16 protein-coding genes, 1 other RNA gene and 1 pseudogene are annotated in these 17,617 nt (G+C 39.7%); 9 read left to right on the top strand and 9 right to left on the bottom strand.

The genetic code is table 11. The features are described 5' to 3' along the window. Window positions 1-68 precede the first annotated feature (68 nt). The 3 genes from HWQ47_RS08770 (at window position 69) to HWQ47_RS08760 (ending at window position 3,134) form a co-directional block, all read left to right on the top strand. Entirely contained in the window at window positions 69-1,646 is a 1,578-nt protein-coding gene (locus tag HWQ47_RS08770) for a GGDEF domain-containing protein (protein ID WP_269970762.1), read from the top strand. A 66-nt stretch (window positions 1,647-1,712) separates the two neighbouring features. Continuing rightward, window positions 1,713-2,537, top strand: a complete 825-nt coding sequence (locus tag HWQ47_RS08765; RefSeq protein WP_269970761.1) for a zinc-dependent peptidase — start codon at window positions 1,713-1,715, stop codon at window positions 2,535-2,537. Window positions 2,538-2,576: 39 nt separating this feature from the next. Then, window positions 2,577-3,134, top strand: coding sequence for a nuclear transport factor 2 family protein (locus tag HWQ47_RS08760; RefSeq protein ID WP_269970760.1), 558 nt, complete (start codon window positions 2,577-2,579; stop codon window positions 3,132-3,134). A gap of 41 nt (window positions 3,135-3,175) precedes the next feature. On the opposite strand, the gene HWQ47_RS08755 is transcribed toward HWQ47_RS08760, so the two are convergent. From HWQ47_RS08755 to HWQ47_RS08740, 4 genes are all read right to left on the bottom strand, one after another. After that, window positions 3,176-4,651 (bottom strand): HDOD domain-containing protein, encoded by a 1,476-nt coding sequence (locus HWQ47_RS08755; RefSeq protein WP_269970759.1) that lies wholly within the window; start codon window positions 4,649-4,651, stop codon window positions 3,176-3,178. Window positions 4,652-5,436: 785 nt separating this feature from the next. Continuing rightward, the gene (locus HWQ47_RS08750) at window positions 5,437-7,212 is read right to left on the bottom strand and encodes a tetratricopeptide repeat-containing diguanylate cyclase (protein ID WP_269970758.1); all 1,776 of its coding nucleotides are present in this window, start codon (window positions 7,210-7,212) and stop codon (window positions 5,437-5,439) included. A 322-nt stretch (window positions 7,213-7,534) separates the two neighbouring features. Next, entirely contained in the window at window positions 7,535-7,741 is a 207-nt protein-coding gene (locus tag HWQ47_RS08745) for a hypothetical protein (protein WP_269970757.1), read from the bottom strand. 81 nt (window positions 7,742-7,822) lie between these two features. Then, complete coding sequence (locus tag HWQ47_RS08740) at window positions 7,823-8,638, bottom strand: SAM-dependent methyltransferase (RefSeq protein ID WP_269970756.1); 816 nt, start codon at window positions 8,636-8,638, stop codon at window positions 7,823-7,825. Window positions 8,639-9,120: 482 nt separating this feature from the next. Between HWQ47_RS08740 and HWQ47_RS08735 the strand changes: the two genes are divergently transcribed. After that, window positions 9,121-9,624, top strand: coding sequence for an outer membrane protein assembly factor BamE (locus tag HWQ47_RS08735; protein WP_269970755.1), 504 nt, complete (start codon window positions 9,121-9,123; stop codon window positions 9,622-9,624). Between the two features lie 85 nt (window positions 9,625-9,709). On the opposite strand, the gene HWQ47_RS08730 is transcribed toward HWQ47_RS08735, so the two are convergent. Both HWQ47_RS08730 and HWQ47_RS08725 read right to left on the bottom strand, forming a co-directional pair. Further along, window positions 9,710-10,042 carry an RnfH family protein gene (locus HWQ47_RS08730; protein WP_269970754.1) on the bottom strand — a complete coding sequence of 111 codons (333 nt, stop codon included), beginning with the start codon at window positions 10,040-10,042 and terminating at the stop codon, window positions 9,710-9,712. 53 nt (window positions 10,043-10,095) lie between these two features. Next, window positions 10,096-10,527, bottom strand: a complete 432-nt coding sequence (locus HWQ47_RS08725) for an SRPBCC family protein (RefSeq protein WP_269970753.1) — start codon at window positions 10,525-10,527, stop codon at window positions 10,096-10,098. Window positions 10,528-10,771: 244 nt separating this feature from the next. On the opposite strand from HWQ47_RS08725, the gene smpB reads away from it, so the two are divergent. From smpB to HWQ47_RS08705, 4 genes and pseudogenes are all read left to right on the top strand, one after another. Continuing rightward, a complete protein-coding gene (gene smpB, locus HWQ47_RS08720) occupies window positions 10,772-11,260 on the top strand; it encodes an SsrA-binding protein SmpB (protein ID WP_269971704.1) in 489 nt (162 codons plus the stop codon). Between the two features lie 139 nt (window positions 11,261-11,399). Continuing rightward, window positions 11,400-11,754: a transfer-messenger RNA gene (gene ssrA / locus HWQ47_RS08715) on the top strand. Window positions 11,755-11,917: 163 nt separating this feature from the next. Continuing rightward, window positions 11,918-13,111: an integrase domain-containing protein gene (locus tag HWQ47_RS08710; protein ID WP_269971703.1), complete on the top strand. Its 1,194-nt coding sequence runs from the start codon at window positions 11,918-11,920 to the stop codon at window positions 13,109-13,111. 206 nt (window positions 13,112-13,317) lie between these two features. Further along, window positions 13,318-14,311: pseudogene (locus tag HWQ47_RS08705) on the top strand (ISL3 family transposase); the annotation flags it as partial. Between the two features lie 422 nt (window positions 14,312-14,733). On the opposite strand, the gene HWQ47_RS08700 reads toward HWQ47_RS08705, so the two are convergent. Continuing rightward, window positions 14,734-15,012, bottom strand: a complete 279-nt coding sequence (locus HWQ47_RS08700; RefSeq protein WP_269970752.1) for a hypothetical protein — start codon at window positions 15,010-15,012, stop codon at window positions 14,734-14,736. Window positions 15,013-15,324: 312 nt separating this feature from the next. Between HWQ47_RS08700 and HWQ47_RS08695 the strand changes: the two genes are divergently transcribed. Further along, window positions 15,325-15,759, top strand: a complete 435-nt coding sequence (locus HWQ47_RS08695) for a recombinase family protein (RefSeq protein ID WP_269971702.1) — start codon at window positions 15,325-15,327, stop codon at window positions 15,757-15,759. A 175-nt stretch (window positions 15,760-15,934) separates the two neighbouring features. Here HWQ47_RS08695 and HWQ47_RS08690 read toward each other — a convergent pair whose 3' ends face one another. Together HWQ47_RS08690 and HWQ47_RS08685 are read right to left on the bottom strand one after the other, a co-directional pair. Continuing rightward, window positions 15,935-16,306 (bottom strand): hypothetical protein, encoded by a 372-nt coding sequence (locus HWQ47_RS08690; RefSeq protein WP_269970751.1) that lies wholly within the window; start codon window positions 16,304-16,306, stop codon window positions 15,935-15,937. A gap of 291 nt (window positions 16,307-16,597) precedes the next feature. Next, on the bottom strand, window positions 16,598-17,581 hold the full coding sequence (locus tag HWQ47_RS08685) for an OmpA family protein (RefSeq protein WP_269970750.1): 984 nt from the start codon (window positions 17,579-17,581) through the stop codon (window positions 16,598-16,600). Window positions 17,582-17,617 lie beyond the last annotated feature (36 nt).

Genomic DNA, 17,617 nt, shown 5'->3' with positions numbered 1-17,617 from the left:
CGATTGTTTTATCTCAAGGGTTGCAGCGAAAACTGGACCATATGATAAACAAGAATGTCAGTAGAATAATGTACGTATTAGAACTATCAAAGGACAGTCAAGAATTGCAACTTATCACTGTTAAACTGACAAGTTTCAACACTGAAAAGCAGCGTATAGAACTGCTCAATGAATTGTCACATCAATGGTTCGAGCTTGAAAAAAGTCTGATATCACTGATCAGTTTAGACAGCAATAATGAGCAAATTCAATTACTCAATGACCACCTAGAAAAAATACAGTTAGCGGTTGATAAGATCCCACTTTTAACCCAACTTACCGAGAGTGCCCAAGAAGCAGAGATACAGGCAAGCCGCCTTCATCTCAACATGAATTTAATAGAGAAGGGATTCTCCCGAGCCATATCCAATGAACTAGCTAAACTCGATCAAGAAGCCAACACTGAACTTAACCAGCAAAAATATACACACCTGCAACAATCCTTAAATCAACATAGGCAATTATCTGACTTCTTACATAAGGGAATGCAAGTTTTTAGACTCGCTGCAGAGGTCGATGAAAGTGCAGATAATCATATCAATAATCAGTTACAGCGAGAGGCGATGCGACATTTTCAGGCACTAAAGCATCATCCAAGTTCATCTGTTATCGCCCAAGAGATAAAACAGGACTGGCTGTCACAAATACAGCCTAACTTAATCGGCCCATCCAACTTGTTTATTTCGAGCAGAGATGCATTGAATAGCAGTCGAATAGCTAACGCGCACTTAGAGATACAAGCCAATGCCGCTGCACAAATAGCACTTTTCTCATCAGTACTGGTACAACGAATAAAACAACAAATTGATATTGAAGGGCAACAATTGAAAACAGACAGTAATGCATTTGTTGTCCTCATCTTTTCTGCAGGAGTTCTCTATACATTTCTTATCTGGCTAACGAATTGGCACTTTATTTCAAAAGGCATTATGCAACCTGTAATAGCAACCAGTCAGGCAATGCAAGCCATTGCCAATGAGAAACAAAATACACCATTGCCACAGGCCGATAATTTAGAGTTACAACAAATGATGACCTCATTAGAAACATTAAGGAGTTATGCTGCACAGGTTAAATCGATATCTGAAATGGATGGATTAACCGGAACATACAACCGACGTTATTTTGACCATAAACTGACACAAGCTTTAACTTCTCCAGCCCATTCAAACCAATTTATCTCAATCATATTGTTCGATGTCGATAACTTTAAACAGTTTAATGATAGGTATGGTCATATTATAGGTGATCAATGTTTGAGACAAATAACCGCTATAATCAAGGGAATGCCGGAGATGCAAGGACAGATATTTGCCCGATATGGTGGGGAGGAGTTTATTGTCTTCCTGACCTCGAGTGATCATAGCATTGCCCATCATGTTGCCGAACTCATGCGCAAAGCGGTCGTAAAGCTTGCTATCCCTCATGCTGACTCACAACACCAACAAATCATCACCATAAGCGTAGGAGTCAATACAAAAAGATCTAATATTAGGCTAACGCCAGAAGCGTTAATCCATCAAGCTGATCTGGCACTTTATCAAGCTAAAGCTTCCGGAAAAAACTGCATCGAGTCTACAGTTAACATAGTAAATAACACACTTTAAACTTGAATTATATCTGAACAGGCCTTATCTCATTTATATTAGTCAGTTAAAATATATGAAGGTTATATGTTCGCAATCATAATCGTTACTATACTCGCGCTTTCATCTATTGCTTGGATAGCGTCTCGCTCATGGAGAGTCGCCAAGCATAGAAAAAAAGTTGTTAAGCATCCTTTCCCATCTAGTTGGCGAGGCATTCTCAAGCAACGAATGCCCTATTTCCGATCTTTACCGGCAGACCTTCAACTACAACTCAAAGACTTGATACAAATTTTTATTGATGAAAAGGAATTTATCGGCTGTGATGGGATAATTATTGATGATGAAATGCGTGTCACCATCGCCGCGCAGGCCTGTCTACTACTGCTAAATCGTAATACCGACTTTTATCCTAAGCTAAAACAGATTTTAGTCTATCCATCGATTTTTATCGTGAAGAACCATGAACTACATAGTGGGGGAGTGGTGGGGGATAAAAAGAGATTACTCTCGGGCGAATCCTGGGAAAATGGCAAGGTCGTTCTATCATGGCAAACAACCCAAGATGATGCGGCGGATCCACAAGATGGCAGTAATGTCGTCATCCATGAGTTTGCTCATCAACTGGATCAAGAAGACGGCAAAGCCAATGGCGCGCCGATTTTAAGCTCCCTAAACGATTACTCAAGCTGGTCTGAAGTATTAACCCGAGAGTTTACACAGCTCCAATCTCAAGCCCAAGAGAATACACCATCAATTTTCAGCTATTATGGTGCGACAAATCCTGCAGAATTCTTTGCTGTTATCACTGAGGTTTTCTTCGAGCGCCCTCAAGATTTCTACCACGCGCACAGAGAACTCTATACAGAACTCAGCCATTTCTTTAAGCTAGATCCAATAAACTGGCATTAACGTCATAAACACACTCAATAATAATAAATGCGGTCATTAATGAAACGTATTGCTAACAAAATAATTCGATTACTACTGTTCCCTGCAGCTTTTCTGCTAACAATTGCAATAAGTAACATCGCTTTAGCTGACACAGCTCCTGTGAGTCCTACTACCTTGAAAAACACCGCCACAACCCAAACACTTGATGAAAATATGGTATTAGCTGAGGCTGCACTGGTATTAGATAACTTACATCAAGCTGCAAGTGATGCTGACTGGGATAGCTATTTTTCTCTCTACCTTAGCGATGCCATCTTTATCGGCACTGATGCCACTGAGCATTGGACCATGGATGAATTCCAGCAATACGCTCGCCCAACACAAGGCTGGAGTTATACCCTCACAAATAGAAAGCTAACTAAAGTGGATAGACTGGATAAGTTAATTGTCTTTGATGAACTGTTGGACAGTGGATCCTACGGCATCAGCCGAGGAACTGGCACCTTGGTTCTAACAGATAAAGGCTGGAAGATAGCGCAATACCATCTCAGTTTCCCCATTCCGAATAAGATAGCTAAAGAGATAACGGCAACCATCAAATCAGAAAGTAAATGAGACAATTTAGCTCACATAATTCAACCTAAATACTCAAGTCATCAATGACCTAAAGCGGCTGTAAGGCACAGACTAGCAAGTTGTGAGAAGTGGATGAAGTTATCATATTCCGATTGGCCTAAACGCCGCGCCGAACTGGCCCTGTCAGCATAGATCATACCAATCACCTTTTGCTCTACAATTAAAGGGGAGATCATAAAACCTGTGGCTGAGACTTTACTCTTAAGATCATCATTCATATAACCTTGCCATTTTGCAGAACTTGGGTCATCGATAAACATAGTTTGTTTCAGCTCAATACTTTCACCAAATAAGCAACTGTTTCCCTCTAGCGCAATGATAAATTCATTTTTCATCTGCTCAGACCCCTCCCCTAATACAACACGTGGCTGTAATCTTTTACGATTAGGCGAAAGCAGAAGCACACCACAGCGATCGACCCCTACGCCCGATAGTATGCCCTCTAAAGTAATCGTGATCACTTGGTTAAAATCGGCTTTAGTCACGGCACAATCTGTCAATGCACGTAAGCTTTTCAACTGTTCAGTCATATTTGGCATACGTTCTGTTGGCTTATCTTTTTCAGCCTCTAGGTTCTTAGTTAGCATTTTAGGGTTAGGTAGGTATTTAAGCAGCACTTTGGCACCATAAGCTTCGGCAAGCTTTTTCGTGGCCATACTGCAACGGATCATACGTCCCTTTAACTCATCAACCTCAATCTCTAACGTGGTCGCAGCTTGCTGTAACCTATGCTGAAGTTCGCTGGCCGATGGATTTTCCTGAGTTAAAATTTCACAGATCTGATTTGCCAGAAAAATACTGCGGATCTCTGGTGTTCTTGTTTCCGGACTGTTCAAGGCTTTTTGTAGCACCTCTCCCAATCCCCATGCTTTGGCGATCCCTTGAGACAGCATGTTAAAGGAGGTGCCTAAGATCTCACGAACAATGACTTTCTCTTCTTTAGCGTCACTGCACTTAGACATCGCAACATCCAGTTTTATTGCTTGCTCACTACCTGTACTCCAGAAAGCACTTTCACCTAAATGATAAAGGAGCGAGGCGATAAATACCTCCTCCTGTAACTCCTCTTCATGATCCCTAAGCATCATTTTTGCTAGCATCGCAGCCTGAAAGGCCCTTGCCATCAACTTCAATAAACGTTGGTATACACAAGGGGTTAACCCCTCAGATTCTAATAAGCTGCTTAACAGTTTAGCGGTAATACAGATACTGCGAATATTGTCGAAGCCAAGCATCACTGTTGCCCGACTGACAGTGGTGATCTGATGATGCCCCTTACTATAAGTGGCACTATTCGCGACTCTGAGTATTCGAGAAGTCAGCGCATTATCGTGCATCACACTCTTTCCGAGTATCCCTAACGAAGAGACATCATCTTTCGCCAGCTTCTCCAAGGTTTTCACCGTCGAGCATAGTGCAGGCATTTCTTGATCACTAATCCGTTTAATCCAGTAATCGATTCCGTTCGATTTGGGATGAGTTGTACTTTGAGTCATTGATTTCAAATCATTCTCTGGAAAATAAAACAGCTTATTTGAGTTTCTAAGTATAGGTAAAAAAAAGCGACCCGCTAAGGTCGCCAACACAAGCAAACATTGTCGTAGCAATGAAGCACAGTTGAAAGGAAAGAAAAGCCCGTACAGCACGTAGGAATACCGCACGGGAACAACTGCTGAAATTCAGCAAATTGAAACTTGTATACCTAAGCCAGTAAATAAATTAGCTCAATAAAACTGTATGTTGAACAAAAGCTACTAACAAATGTGTCTATTTGCAAGCATCAAAAAGCCTACAAAATCAAAATTACTCCCAATAAACATCATGAGGGAAATTGGTATTACCAATAATAGTGAGTCACAATACACTGAAAAAAAAGAGAAATAAATATAGTGAGAAGAGTTATATTAAAGTTTGATGTTTATATACAATTTGTCAGACAACTTGACCATAATTAAACAACGAAAAACATTACGTAATTAAATTTCATACTGTAATAGATTAATTACGATAGTAAGAAGCGGTTAACAGGTAGTCAATATTAGTTTCCGTTTTTAGCTAACCTAATCGTAAAGCTTATAATGACAACTAGTTCATATAGTTAACGACTACAGCACACCAACACAATCAAAACGAGCGTTTAAACTTTACCTTTACGTAAGATGTAAAAACACGAAAGTAACACCAGTCGATATACCGACTTACGTTTATCGATCAACATGAATTATTAGTTTGGTTTTTTTCTAAAATAAATTTAAAAAATTCAAAAAAAGTGAATTTAATATCAAGAAAGCCCTAGCTCAGAGGGGTTTTTATCACGGTTATCATTCATCTCTTGAGTATAAACAGTCACTCGATCTCTTCCCTGCTTTTTAGATTGATACATAGCGATGTCAGCACGTTGTAAAATAGGATCTAGGCTTAAGTCCTCAGCGTTACTGGTTGTGACACCAAAACTGGCGCTGACCGTAAACTCATGACCCGAGTATCGGGTCTCTATCGCTAGAACTTGAAGCCTACACTTTTCAGCCACTTCCTTGGCCGTATCCTTGCCAGTATTAGACATAAACAGTGCAAACTCCTCTCCCCCAAAGCGAGTAAATATATCACCACTACGGCACTCTTTACTGACAACCTCACACACTTTCTTTAATACCCAGTCACCCATAGCATGACCATAATTGTCATTAATATTTTTAAAATGATCCAGATCAAATAGGATCACACTAAAATCGGTATCTGATATAGAATCTTTAACGAATCTGTTTTCTGCTCTGTCTTGACCCGTTCCGCGATTATATATCCCGGTTAACACATCAAATTGAGCCAATCGCTTGTACTTACGCTTTTGCAACGTCATGCTAATCGCAAACATAGTTAATATCACTAAACTGCCACAGATCAACAGAAACATCATACGTTCATTATTACGTTGTGATTCAGTTAACTCAGCCTTCGCGGTATAAAGCTCGCGATCTTTATTGAGGTATCGAATTTGGCGCTCTTTTTCAAGGTAATCAAGTTTGGTTGTTTCAAAAGCGATGATCTTGTTTTGGGTTTCACCTAAAATCTTTGTATGGTTCTTTTGAAAAAGCTTAAGGTACTCTAATGCCTTACTTGTTCGGCCTAAACTTTCATTTATTTCCGATAATGACTTATAAACTTTCGCCAATACGCCTTCATCATTCACAATTAGAGCAATCTCTAAAGCTTTTTCTGTATGGGCCAATGCTAGATCATCACGATTTTCAACTCTATCAATTTCAGATAGAAGGATCAGTGCATCTGCCACATCCAATAAATAGGGGATTGATTCTGATAACTCAATCGCTTGTAGTACCTCATGTCTAGCTTCTTTAAAATGGCCCAGAAAAAATAACATTTTAGCTTGACCTAACAATGAAGCCGCCATAATCATTTCTTCATTAGCACTCTTGCAGAAATTTAAAGCACTACTATAAAGAGACTTTATTTCCAATAACTTACCTTCATCCTTTCCATAAACCCCATCAATACTTTCAGCATAACTATAAGAGGTGAAACATTGATGCCTTGGAAGCTTTATAGTGTCAAACTTTGAATAAAGGTTTTTCGCATACTTAAGCGCTTCATCATTTAAGTCCATTTGGCCGAACAACTCAACTGCTAAGGTATAGCCATAAACCTCACTCTCGATATCGTCGACATCAGCCAGAAGAGGTAACAATTGATGGAGCGTTCTTAGTGATTCAACATAATAGTTAAAGTGTGAATAAGTATTTGCCAATAAGTACATCGTTCTAGTTTTATACTTTATAAGATCAGAATCAAAAGGTTTCAACAATTGAGGTGTTAAGAGGTTGACAGCTTCATTAAAGTCTCCAGATAAGGTATATGAGTGAGCTTGAAGTAAAATAAAGCGATATTGTTGCTCTCTATTCATTTCAGAAAATAATGGAGATAATGATAGCAACTGTTTTGAGACAGCATCAGGAGATTGAGTACGAGTAAGTTCAAGTGTAGTCAAGGACTCGTTCAGTATTTCAACATTAACTTGGGTATTATCGCTATCTTCTTGCACAATATTCTCTGCAAAAACATTAGCAGGAAATATTAGTAATACAACATATAGATAGGCATAAATTAAGTTACATTCTTTGATTTTGCACACATGAAATTTTTGGATAAGGAGCTTCAAATTACAATTTTCATAGAATGTCCAATATTGTGCTCCCACCCTCCCACACTTCCCGCCAACTTTGCAACTGGTAGGAATTGTAAGAATCTTTTTTTCAAACACGACATTGGACATTTTTAACTCTATCAATATAAATTGTTCTCATATGAAACTGAAAACAAAAAGCTCAAACACAGCATATGAGAATACAAACTACATTTAGACGTTAATCCGGATTTCTTACATGTTTACGGTATGCTGATTTATCACCAGTCAGATCACTTAAAGCCTTCTCGTCACCAGCTAGCATCGCTTTCTTCTCAGCATCATTCAAACCTGCTTGCTCCATCACTTGCTCTGGATTTTCAAGATACTTAGCCTTCAAATCAGCGTCGGAGCTTAACTTCTCTAAAAGATCATTTAATTTTGACATCAATTACTTCCTTTTCATTTTAGTGATTGCGATTTCTTTATTCGTCTAACTTAACTTATCACAGCTTTAATGCATACATGCCTAGCCTAAATCCGCTTCTGTGATCCCAAGCTTGGCCAATATGGCATGATTCACCTCAAGCTTGCTAGCAGGTGAAATCAATAGAGTGCTAATTGCTGTCAGACGAGCGAAAGGCAGCTCTTTTAGGGCTAACTTATCTATTCTGGGTTGTTGTATTGGCAAATTAGGCGCTTCATAAATTGTGATTTCATGATCTAACGGGTACCACTCATTGAGTTGTTCAACTAATACTTGCAAACAATCTGATGAGGTATGGAACTCGGCCAAGGTATGTTCGCCAGCTATCCCTATCTGCCAAAGTAGCAAATAGGTGGTAGGATCTGGAATATGTTTATAAAACATAAACTGACTAGCTTCGAAACTTTGATGACCTGAACTACCTGGATCAATGCCTAAATCAGCCCAAAGACAAGCTTCGGCAGATATACCGGGTTCCATCTTGGCGCTATAACCTTCATCTCTAGCTTGCTCGATAGCAAAGTGTGATACGCAGGCAAAAATACCAGGGTGTCCGTATAAAGCGCATACCACTTTCTTGCCTACACGAACTTGCTCTAAAATAGCCTGTACCATCTGGTCATAAGTATCCCGGCGACTCTTTACTTCATCTCCCTGTGCATAGAAAGGTTGAAGACTTCGTACATCATCATTAAGGCCTTCTAGCCAGCGTTGTGCAAAGCCATCAGGCACTAATGAAAACACCACATCTGCATTTTGGATATAACTTTTACTCAGAACAGTGATCTGACCAGCCAAATTCAGCCCGGTTCCGACACAGACCAAGCTCCCTTTCCTGCCCTTAACGCCTAACTCCATAGCAACCTCTAAACCTCAACTGATTTGTTTAGCTCTATAGCCAATTCTGAATCATATTCTTATAACTTTTATGATACTTTGCAAGCAGTTATTGAAAGCAAGATAGCATGTTAGTTACTCGTCTCGTACAAGAAAAATGCTTTAAACAGTCAAAATATTACGGTGCACACTCCATATCGATTCCAACGTGTTACGCAACATACATGCACGTTGGAACTAAAAACAATCATTTTGACTGAAACCCTACGGCATGAGTAGCGACAAGAGCCTATAAAAAAGAGCTTAAGGAACAAAGAAAGTCTCATGTTGTCATACCTATGACTTAATAGGATTTCTTGAAACTAAAGTAATATAGGCATCCCATGAGATCCGATTAATTCAATTCAAATTACTTTTCGTTAACCAGAGCAAGGATAACCCTTGTCAGCATAGGGAGAGCTTGGGTATGATAACCAGCAGATTTTTAGGAAGTAGCGTACTCAATGACAATTAAAAAGCAAAGTCTTACCCTTTTGGGCGCTGCTGCGCTCTCGATTTCACTCAGTGCTTGTAGCGTATTTGACTGGTTAATATATAAACCCGATATTCCTCAGGGTAACTATATGGAAACTCAACAGGTAGAGAAGCTACGGGTTGAAATGACCAAAGAGCAGGTTGAATATATTCTTGGTCGCCCCGTCCTACGTGACAGCTTTGCCGATGACACTTGGTACTATGTGTACCATTACAAAAGTGGTCGCGATGCCAGCATTACGCATAAAGAGCTGATTATCCATTTTAAAGATGAGCAACTAACAAAAGTCGTTGGGGACTATGATTTATCAGAGGAGTTTAATACACCTCTCGATCAAAGCCGTCTACCCGATGCAACACATGTTGGTGAGGTGGATCAAGCCATTCCCTTAATTCCAGAGCAGCGTCCTGATGCTAAACCTTTAGTTGAAGAAAATGATCCAGAAGCTCAGGCAAGTAAAAAATTTGAATAACAACTTAATTGATATTTGAATAAAAAAGGGGCTAACGCAAATGCGTTAGCCCCTTTTTTATTTCTATTGACGAGAAGATAATAGCTTATATCTTTGCACCTGTGATCTTATTAATTCGCCCCTCATCCTTGGCTTTTTCCGCTCGTTTACGGCGCACATCTTTAGGATCCGCAATTAATGGACGGTATATTTCGACCCTTTGTCCAGGAACTAAAATCTCATCATGCTTAACCAACCGACTAAAGATCCCAAGTTTTACACTGTCTAGATCAATATCTGGAAAAAAGTTGATAATCTCACTCTGTTTTACGGCTTCGATACAGCTCGTACCCGGTGCAACTTTGACTTGAATACGTTTTTGCTGAGTCGGTAAAGCATAAATAACCTCAACGGCAAAATTCTCTTGCTCTATGTTCATTTTAATTCTCTTAAAGACCTTTGGAGCTCGAAAGACATAACTCTCCGCTCATATTATCTATAGATAACTTTTGCTCTTCCGGTGAACGCCGTCACCATAGAGCTCATAAGATCGTTAAATATTTTGCCAAAAGCCATATCGACTAAAGTGCTGGAAAACTCAAAATTCAATTCAAACTCAATTTTACAGGCATCTTCAGTTAACTCCGTAAAGCGCCACTCACCCACTAAATGTTTAAAAGGGCCATTTTCAAGCGCGAGTTGAATACTCTTACCTGGAACAATATGATTTCTGGTGGTAAAAGTTTTACTAATTCCAGCCTTAGATACATCAACAGATGCAAGCATGGTTTTCCCATCAAACTCCAACACTTTCCCTCCCACACAGCCCGGTAAAAACTCTTTGTAAGATTCTACATCATTCACTATTTCATACATCTGCATCGCACTGAAACGCACTAACACACTGCGGGATATTTTGGGCATTCGACTCTATTACCTAAACACTATAACCAAAAAATAATAGGTTAAGTTATCTCTATAATCAGATTTTAACACGATCATAAGAAAACGCATATTTTCTGTCAGTCAAACGAAGTGCCCACCTAAGCAACATAAAAACATAATGCTGCACAAAAAACAGTCTAAACCATCGGTATTTATCAAAAATAAGCAATTAATCGATAACAACAATTCCAAAAACTTTCTCCCTGAGTATAATAGCCAGCCTATGGCTAAGAAAAATTCAAAAAACTCCTCTGCATCTATAGCGCGTAATAAACGTGCTACATTCGACTATAAGTTCGAAGAGAAGATGGAAGCAGGTCTGTCCTTAATGGGATGGGAAGTAAAGTCTATTCGTATGGGCAAGGTTAACTTGTCTGAAAGCTATGTATTTATGAGAGACGGCGAAGCCTTTCTTTTCGGTTGTACTATAGCCCCATTGAATACCGCATCCACCCATGTTGTTTGTGATCCTATGCGCTCACGAAAACTTCTGCTCAAACGTAAGGAGTTAGATAAGTTACAAGGGCTGGTCGATCGTAAAGGTTACTCTATTGTTCCTATCTCCATGTATTGGCAGAAAGGCGCATGGGTAAAAATTGAGATAGGTCTTGGTAAAGGTAAGAAAGAACACGATAAACGTGAAGATACTAAAGACAGAGAGTGGCAAGTCGAAAAGGCTCGCACAATGAAAAAAGCCGTACGTGGCGAGTAATTAAGTAATAGAAACGTTTAGTTATCATGTTATTTGCTAGTTAAACACTCGAAACGTACAGATAACGAACAAACGATCGTACGAGTTGCAAAACAGGCTTGGTAATCAGCTGGCAACACGTTACAATCACATTGTACTTGGGGGCGATTCTGGATTCGACAAGATTCTCGAAACCCTGGGAGCATGCCGAGGGGCGGTTGGCCTCGTAAAAAGCCGCACCGTTATAGTTGCAAACGACTCTAACTACTCTCTAGCAGCTTAGGCTAGCTAGCCATCTTGCCGAAACTTCTCAAATGGGTTTGGTTTATAGATGGTCATCTCACATTTGATAGCGAGGGAACCACGTTCAGGGGTGAACCGCGAAATAGTACTGAACTCGCCAATTGCAATCCTGTCTTTCGGAGTGTACTTGGTTAATTAAAAGAGAGACTAAGCATGTAGTGCCTTGGATGTAGGCTTTTTGGACGCGGGTTCGAGCCCCGCCGCCTCCACCAAATATAGAAACGAAGACGTCTCAGGACGTCTTTTTTTCTGCCTGCAATTCATATAATCAATGACTTAGCGTCCACTGACGTCTACTAGCATCTCGTAGCAGCTTGAGTTTTATGTCACACTCAATGTAACATCGAAGCCAAATCCTATAATCGTGTTACAATGATGGCCAATTCTACTAAACAGCTCACAGCTACCGCAGTCGCAAACGCTAAGCCTAAAGAGAAAGAGTACAACCTAGCTGATGGTCGTGGGTTAATGCTTAGAATAAAACCAAGTGGCTCGAAATTTTGGTTGCTCAACTATACCCGCCCTGTTACTAAAAAACGTACCAACTTTGGCCTCGGCACTTATCCTGATGTGCCACTAGCGGAAGCGAGAAAAAGAAGAGAAGCAGCTAGAGAGCTTCTTGCTAAAGGCATCGATCCCCTGTATCACCTCCAGCAACAAGAAGAAGCTGTGAAAACTGATGCGACTAATACCCTCAAAGCCGTTATTGATACTTGGTTCGAAGTAAAAAAACAAAAAGTGTCGACTAATCACTCTAGAAAACTATATCGCAGATTAGAGCTATACCTATTCCCAGCCCTAGGTGAGATGCCAATCAGTGCCTTAACAGCCCCACAAGTCATTCAAGTGCTCAAGCCGCTAGAGGCAAAGGGTCATATAGAAACTTGTAGGCGAGTGATCAGCTGGCTTAATGAAGTGATGACCTTTGCGGTAAACACTGGTGGAATTCACTCTAATCCACTAAGCGGAATCGCTGCAGCCTTTGGCGTCCCAGAGAAGCGCCAAATGCCCACGATCAAGCCCAGTGAGCTACCTGAGTTTATGCAGGACCTATCTTACGCCAGTATAAAACTGACAACTCGCTGCTTGATTGAGCTTCAGCTACACACCATGACACGTCCCGCAGAAGCGGCTATGGCTAAGTGGAACGAGATCGACTTTGAAAAACAGCTATGGACTATTCCCCCTGAACGCATGAAGATGAAGCGTGAGCACATCATCCCTTTAACACCACAAGTTCTCGCGTTACTAAAGCGCATGCAGCCAATAAGTAGCCACTTGGAATACATATTCCCAGCCGATAGGAACCCTAACACTCACACCAATACTGAAACGGCCAATATGGCTATCAGGCGTATGGGCTACAAAGGCCGTTTAGTGGCTCATGGCCTACGCGCATTGGCCAGTACCACACTAAATGAACAAGGCTTTGATGCTGAACTCATCGAGGTGTCACTTGCTCACGTGGACAAGAATACAGTAAGGGCGGCATATAATCGCGCCGACTACATTGAGCGGCGTAGAGAGCTTATGTGCTGGTGGAGTGATCATATCCACCAGCCAGAATAAGGCTAGAGTAGCCAATAATTGACTACTCATTTAGAGTCCTTCTATTTCATTTCTGAACATAAATGAGATAGAGATTTGGATCTAGCTCATGAGGGTTTGATTAGGAAAAGGACTCTTCTCCACTTAGGTGAGTCTATTCATATCAAAGATCATAAATAACATTATCATTTACAACACTTTCTTATTTGTGAATAAGTGAATATACCTTGCCGTCATTATCATCCACTCTATTTAGCTTTAAAGGACAATGTGTGCAGTCCTTTTCTATAGAACAAGGCTCTCATTCTGTTCTTGTACGATGCCGCCGAGACGGACGGTTTAAGCTTAAAGAACCAAGAACTGAAAGGCGATGTACAGTTGATCACTATATAAGAAGACGGGTACACGATCTACCTGGTAGCATCGAACTCGCTCAGACCTGAGATAAAGACGGAAGAAGGTTAATTGAGGCTACTGAATACGTTGCAAAAAGGAGCCCGATATACCATTCGCTTCTGTCAGTTCATTAGTGGATTATGCCGATACATGAGCATTCACGCAGTCTCTCAACATTTAGTATTCGTTGGGAGACGGTAAAAAACATTAATAAGGAATATCTACATTCAACCTACTAGGCTTGGAGCCCGCGAAGCTTAACAATTTAATCCATATTGGCGTTGATGAGGTAGCCCTAGCTAAAAGACATGACTACATGACAGTGGTATACGATTTGGTTTCTGGTCATTTAATTTGGGTCGAACACGGTAGAAAAGCCACGGTCCTTATTTCGTTCTTCGAGCAACTATCAACTGCGACGAGAGACGGTATTAAAGCGGTTTCAATGGATATGGGTCAGCCTTATCAATCCACAGTAAGAAAAATGCTGCCTAATGCCGATATCGTTTTCGACCGATCTCATGTGATGCAAAACTACTGCCTGTTAATCAAAAAAGAACGCGCCAAAGCTTTTAGACATGGTTCTAATGAAGAAAAAAGATGCTCAAAGGAACGGTGTTCCTCTTGCTGAAAAACGCCCATAAACTGGATGAGAGGCAGTCAGATAAGCTTGGTGACTTACTCGAGAGTATCAAAATTCTCTGGATCATTTATATGCTGAAAGAGCAGTTACAAGCGATATCGGATGAAGCGTGTTACAAGTCAATGGTACTTGAAGCTTGGTGCAGTCTTGCTAGGCCAACGAGGATATTGTCCTTGTGTAATCCAAGCTTTAAAGCAGGTAAAACATCAAAAGGTGCCTTGATAGTTTAAATTTAGAAAGTATAAAAGGCTTCGAAAGAAGCTTTTTATACTATAAAACCGTTCGTTTTTAGTCAAAACTCTAAAACTAACGGTTCATAGTAATGACGATCTAAAGAAAGCAGATTTATGTTCATTAAGAGATGAATATGCGACTTGTTCTCCAAGCCAGAAAACTTAGGCAGTGAAAGGGATAGAGGCATATTTAAGGCCGCTTATGACTCATTTCTACACGTATCCCGACTTACCCCGTTATTCACCTTATGACATATTTATGCAATATTTGAACGCTGAATAAGGTACTACGTGTTGCGTTTCATGTGGCGGAGGGGCTCAATTTTGATATGTGCTAATATTTTGTACAAATGTAAGTGGAGTTTGTAAAACTAGTTAACTATTTTGGCAGTAGACTTACGTTTTTTTAAAAATAGCTTTAATTCATTGATAGAGTTTAAATTCTGACCAACCATAATTCGGCTTATGTCATTAACATTGTTTATAGTCGAATTTTTATTAAATTCTTTAGTTTTAGTTTCGATACTTATTTTAGTCGGGGGAATATAACCCACGAAGCTAAATGTTAATGCCTTTGACACTACTTGTGCCATAGCTGTTGAGCTAAATAGAAATATAATAGCCATGAATAGTAATTTATGGGCATTCATAATGAAGTTCCTTTTTCCTATTAATGTGGCCTAATGTTACCACCATGTTGCCAATCAGTCAATTCTGTTGACTATCTGTAATTTAAAGGATAACTCATAGGGGTTTGAAGTCCACTCGACTGAAAACGTACGTTAACCAAAATTTCAATGACTTACGGTTAATGTCAAACAAACGGTCGTATGTGTTACTTCTAAAAAAGCAGCTTTCAGTCATAAAATCTGTAACTCTAGGCGTATCACAAACAAAGTATTGGTAACGGTGAGGCTTAGCATACGTTTCCGTACCGTTGGTTCTCATCCCCCGAAAACGGTATTAATTTAAAGGCCACAGAACAGCCAATTGATACCAGTAGTGCGGCTAGAAATGCTTTTTTTAACATACTTGGAGTGTTTGCAGAATTTGAAACTACTCTACACAAAGAGCGACAAATGGAAGGTGTAGCAAAGGCCAAATCAAAAGGGAAATATAAAGGGCATCAACCAACTGCGAGGGCAAAATCACATCAGGTGATCTGCTTGATAAAGGAAGGATTTACTCGTCAAGCAGTAGCGGAAAAATTAGATATCGGTATTGCGAGTGTTTACAGGGGCCAGAAGGAATACCAAAAAGACAATCCAACCAGCTTATTATCAGGTTATCGTTCGAGGACTCCCACTATAGCAACGAACGTTAGATTAGAGATAGCTTCGTTACTCTTGCTAAAGTTCATGTTGAAGCAGAGAATAGCTCTCTTCCAAAACAAATAAAACAACGCCTTAATCATGCCACACATGAATAAGGCTCCATTTAAAGGATGAAAGCCATCTTTCGAAAATAATCAAAGTATAAAGATACTTGCCTCACGAATATACTCTCCCCATCTATCAACAATGGCCTCCATTCCTACAATATATTTTACCATTTCATTTCCATTAAATGCTTTCAGATAAAACCTAATTCCTGCAAAACGATATCCTGCATGTTTTTTTGAAGACAACTACTTTCCATTGTTACAGAGTATATTGTCAAAGCCAGTGCAGAAGTGAAACGAACACACGGAAAATTAAAGTCTTTAACGAGTGCAGTTAAGATCAGTCTGAATTTAAAAAATTCAGACTGATCAAGATAACATTCTAACCTTCTGTTCGTCCTAGAGCCTGAAACCAACATATCTTCAAGATCTGTCCCAAGGTAATGCTCAAATTCTTTCCTGTCATCTTCATCAAGATATGCAAACATAAACTTCTCACTCTTTTCCCCATGACCCAGAACAAAAAGCAACATTAAGTGAGATGTTAGAAAATTTTCTTTCAAATAATCGCCAACAGTATAATTTGTTAATTTTCAATGCATTAAATAATTACAAACCAACTCATTTGTTTGTGACAGACCAGATTTAGTGCTCAAAATACACTTGTGATGATACGTTGATTTCTGCAGCAGCAGAAAAAGATGTAAAAATAGCGAGTGATATTGCTAATCGCTTCATTATATACCTACTTTGTCATTTGTCATTTTTATATAATATAATTCTTCTATTTATATGCGCTAGTTAATAGTGAAAATATCTAATTGCAGACGGTTGATGTTGTTTCAAACTGCGTATTAATTAATAACGATAATTTCCGCACGTCTATTTAAGGATCTTAATAATTCAATATCATCAGTATCGGTTAACGGTACTTCTCCTTTTGAAATAATGGTTATGTTAATTTTATTAATTACATCTTGATTAATGAAGTAGTCAGCTACTGCTTGCGCTCGACGTGTCGATAGCCATAAGTTATAGCTCTCCTCGCCAGTATCATCACTGTAGCCTATGATGTTAATCTTTGTGTTGGGATGAAACTTAAGATAGTGAAGGGCCTTATTTAATCCTGAGTGATGCATTAACATACTGGAGTTAGTTGCAAACATTACTTTAAATGAAGTTGAAGTATTGTTATCCGCTGAAACAGCGTTCGATGGAGTTATTTCATTAGTGTCTTGTAGGCGTATGTTGTCTGTAATGTGGGCAATATTATGCACGCTCACTTTACGACCAACTTTCCAACTAAGACTAAGCATAAACACATGGTTATCGGTATAACCGAGGCTATGATTGCCGATATTAACGGTTGTCTGATATTCAGTGCGCATGGACAGATGTTGGCTCAGGGGGTAGCGATACCCAAGCCCAAAAAGTGGCGCCACGCCGGAAGCATTTTGTTGGCCTTTGGCATTGATGTGCCATGTTGCTACACCTAACTTGAGATAGGGATAGCTATCATGAACTGTTGGGTACCCCAATATTGCGCTCAATGCGAGTTGTTGAGAGTGGGCAGTGCTGACGCCATTAAGCGTATCAATTTCAACATCATCTAAATATTGATATGCAAGCTCTGTTGATAGGTAATCATTGAATTGATAGCCAACATGCACACCACCAACAAGGTGATGCTTAACGATATCATTAGCGTTGACATGACTACCATGACCAATATCCATGCCCGCATACCCAAAAACGGGTTGAGTTGGGGCTGCACGGGCTATTGTTGTCGATACCGTAATAGGAAAAATTAATAACCACATAATTAAATTTTTTAACATAAAATAGCCTTAAATGTAATGACCGCAACTGGATTG

The sequence above is a fragment of the Shewanella sp. MTB7 genome (assembly GCF_027571385.1).
In the GTDB taxonomy this organism is placed as follows: domain Bacteria; phylum Pseudomonadota; class Gammaproteobacteria; order Enterobacterales; family Shewanellaceae; genus Shewanella.
Note: the sequence above shows the minus strand (reverse complement) of the source record. Positions and strands in the feature narration are given on the sequence as shown.

What these genes read in the sequence shown, in the direction of transcription:
- HWQ47_RS08770 (WP_269970762.1), top strand. Translation starts at nt 69, where the DNA reads ATGTACGTATTAGAACTATCAAAGGACAGTCAAGAATTGCAACTTATC.
- HWQ47_RS08765 (WP_269970761.1), top strand. Translation starts at nt 1,713, where the DNA reads ATGTTCGCAATCATAATCGTTACTATACTCGCGCTTTCATCTATTGCT.
- HWQ47_RS08760 (WP_269970760.1), top strand. Translation starts at nt 2,577, where the DNA reads ATGAAACGTATTGCTAACAAAATAATTCGATTACTACTGTTCCCTGCA.
- HWQ47_RS08755 (WP_269970759.1), bottom strand. Translation starts at nt 4,651, where the DNA reads ATGACTCAAAGTACAACTCATCCCAAATCGAACGGAATCGATTACTGG.
- HWQ47_RS08745 (WP_269970757.1), bottom strand. Translation starts at nt 7,741, where the DNA reads ATGTCAAAATTAAATGATCTTTTAGAGAAGTTAAGCTCCGACGCTGAT.
- HWQ47_RS08740 (WP_269970756.1), bottom strand. Translation starts at nt 8,638, where the DNA reads ATGGAGTTAGGCGTTAAGGGCAGGAAAGGGAGCTTGGTCTGTGTCGGA.
- HWQ47_RS08735 (WP_269970755.1), top strand. Translation starts at nt 9,121, where the DNA reads ATGACAATTAAAAAGCAAAGTCTTACCCTTTTGGGCGCTGCTGCGCTC.
- HWQ47_RS08730 (WP_269970754.1), bottom strand. Translation starts at nt 10,042, where the DNA reads ATGAACATAGAGCAAGAGAATTTTGCCGTTGAGGTTATTTATGCTTTA.
- HWQ47_RS08725 (WP_269970753.1), bottom strand. Translation starts at nt 10,527, where the DNA reads ATGCCCAAAATATCCCGCAGTGTGTTAGTGCGTTTCAGTGCGATGCAG.
- smpB (WP_269971704.1), top strand. Translation starts at nt 10,772, where the DNA reads ATGGCTAAGAAAAATTCAAAAAACTCCTCTGCATCTATAGCGCGTAAT.
- HWQ47_RS08710 (WP_269971703.1), top strand. Translation starts at nt 11,918, where the DNA reads ATGGCCAATTCTACTAAACAGCTCACAGCTACCGCAGTCGCAAACGCT.
- HWQ47_RS08700 (WP_269970752.1), bottom strand. Translation starts at nt 15,012, where the DNA reads ATGAATGCCCATAAATTACTATTCATGGCTATTATATTTCTATTTAGC.
- HWQ47_RS08685 (WP_269970750.1), bottom strand. Translation starts at nt 17,581, where the DNA reads ATGTTAAAAAATTTAATTATGTGGTTATTAATTTTTCCTATTACGGTA.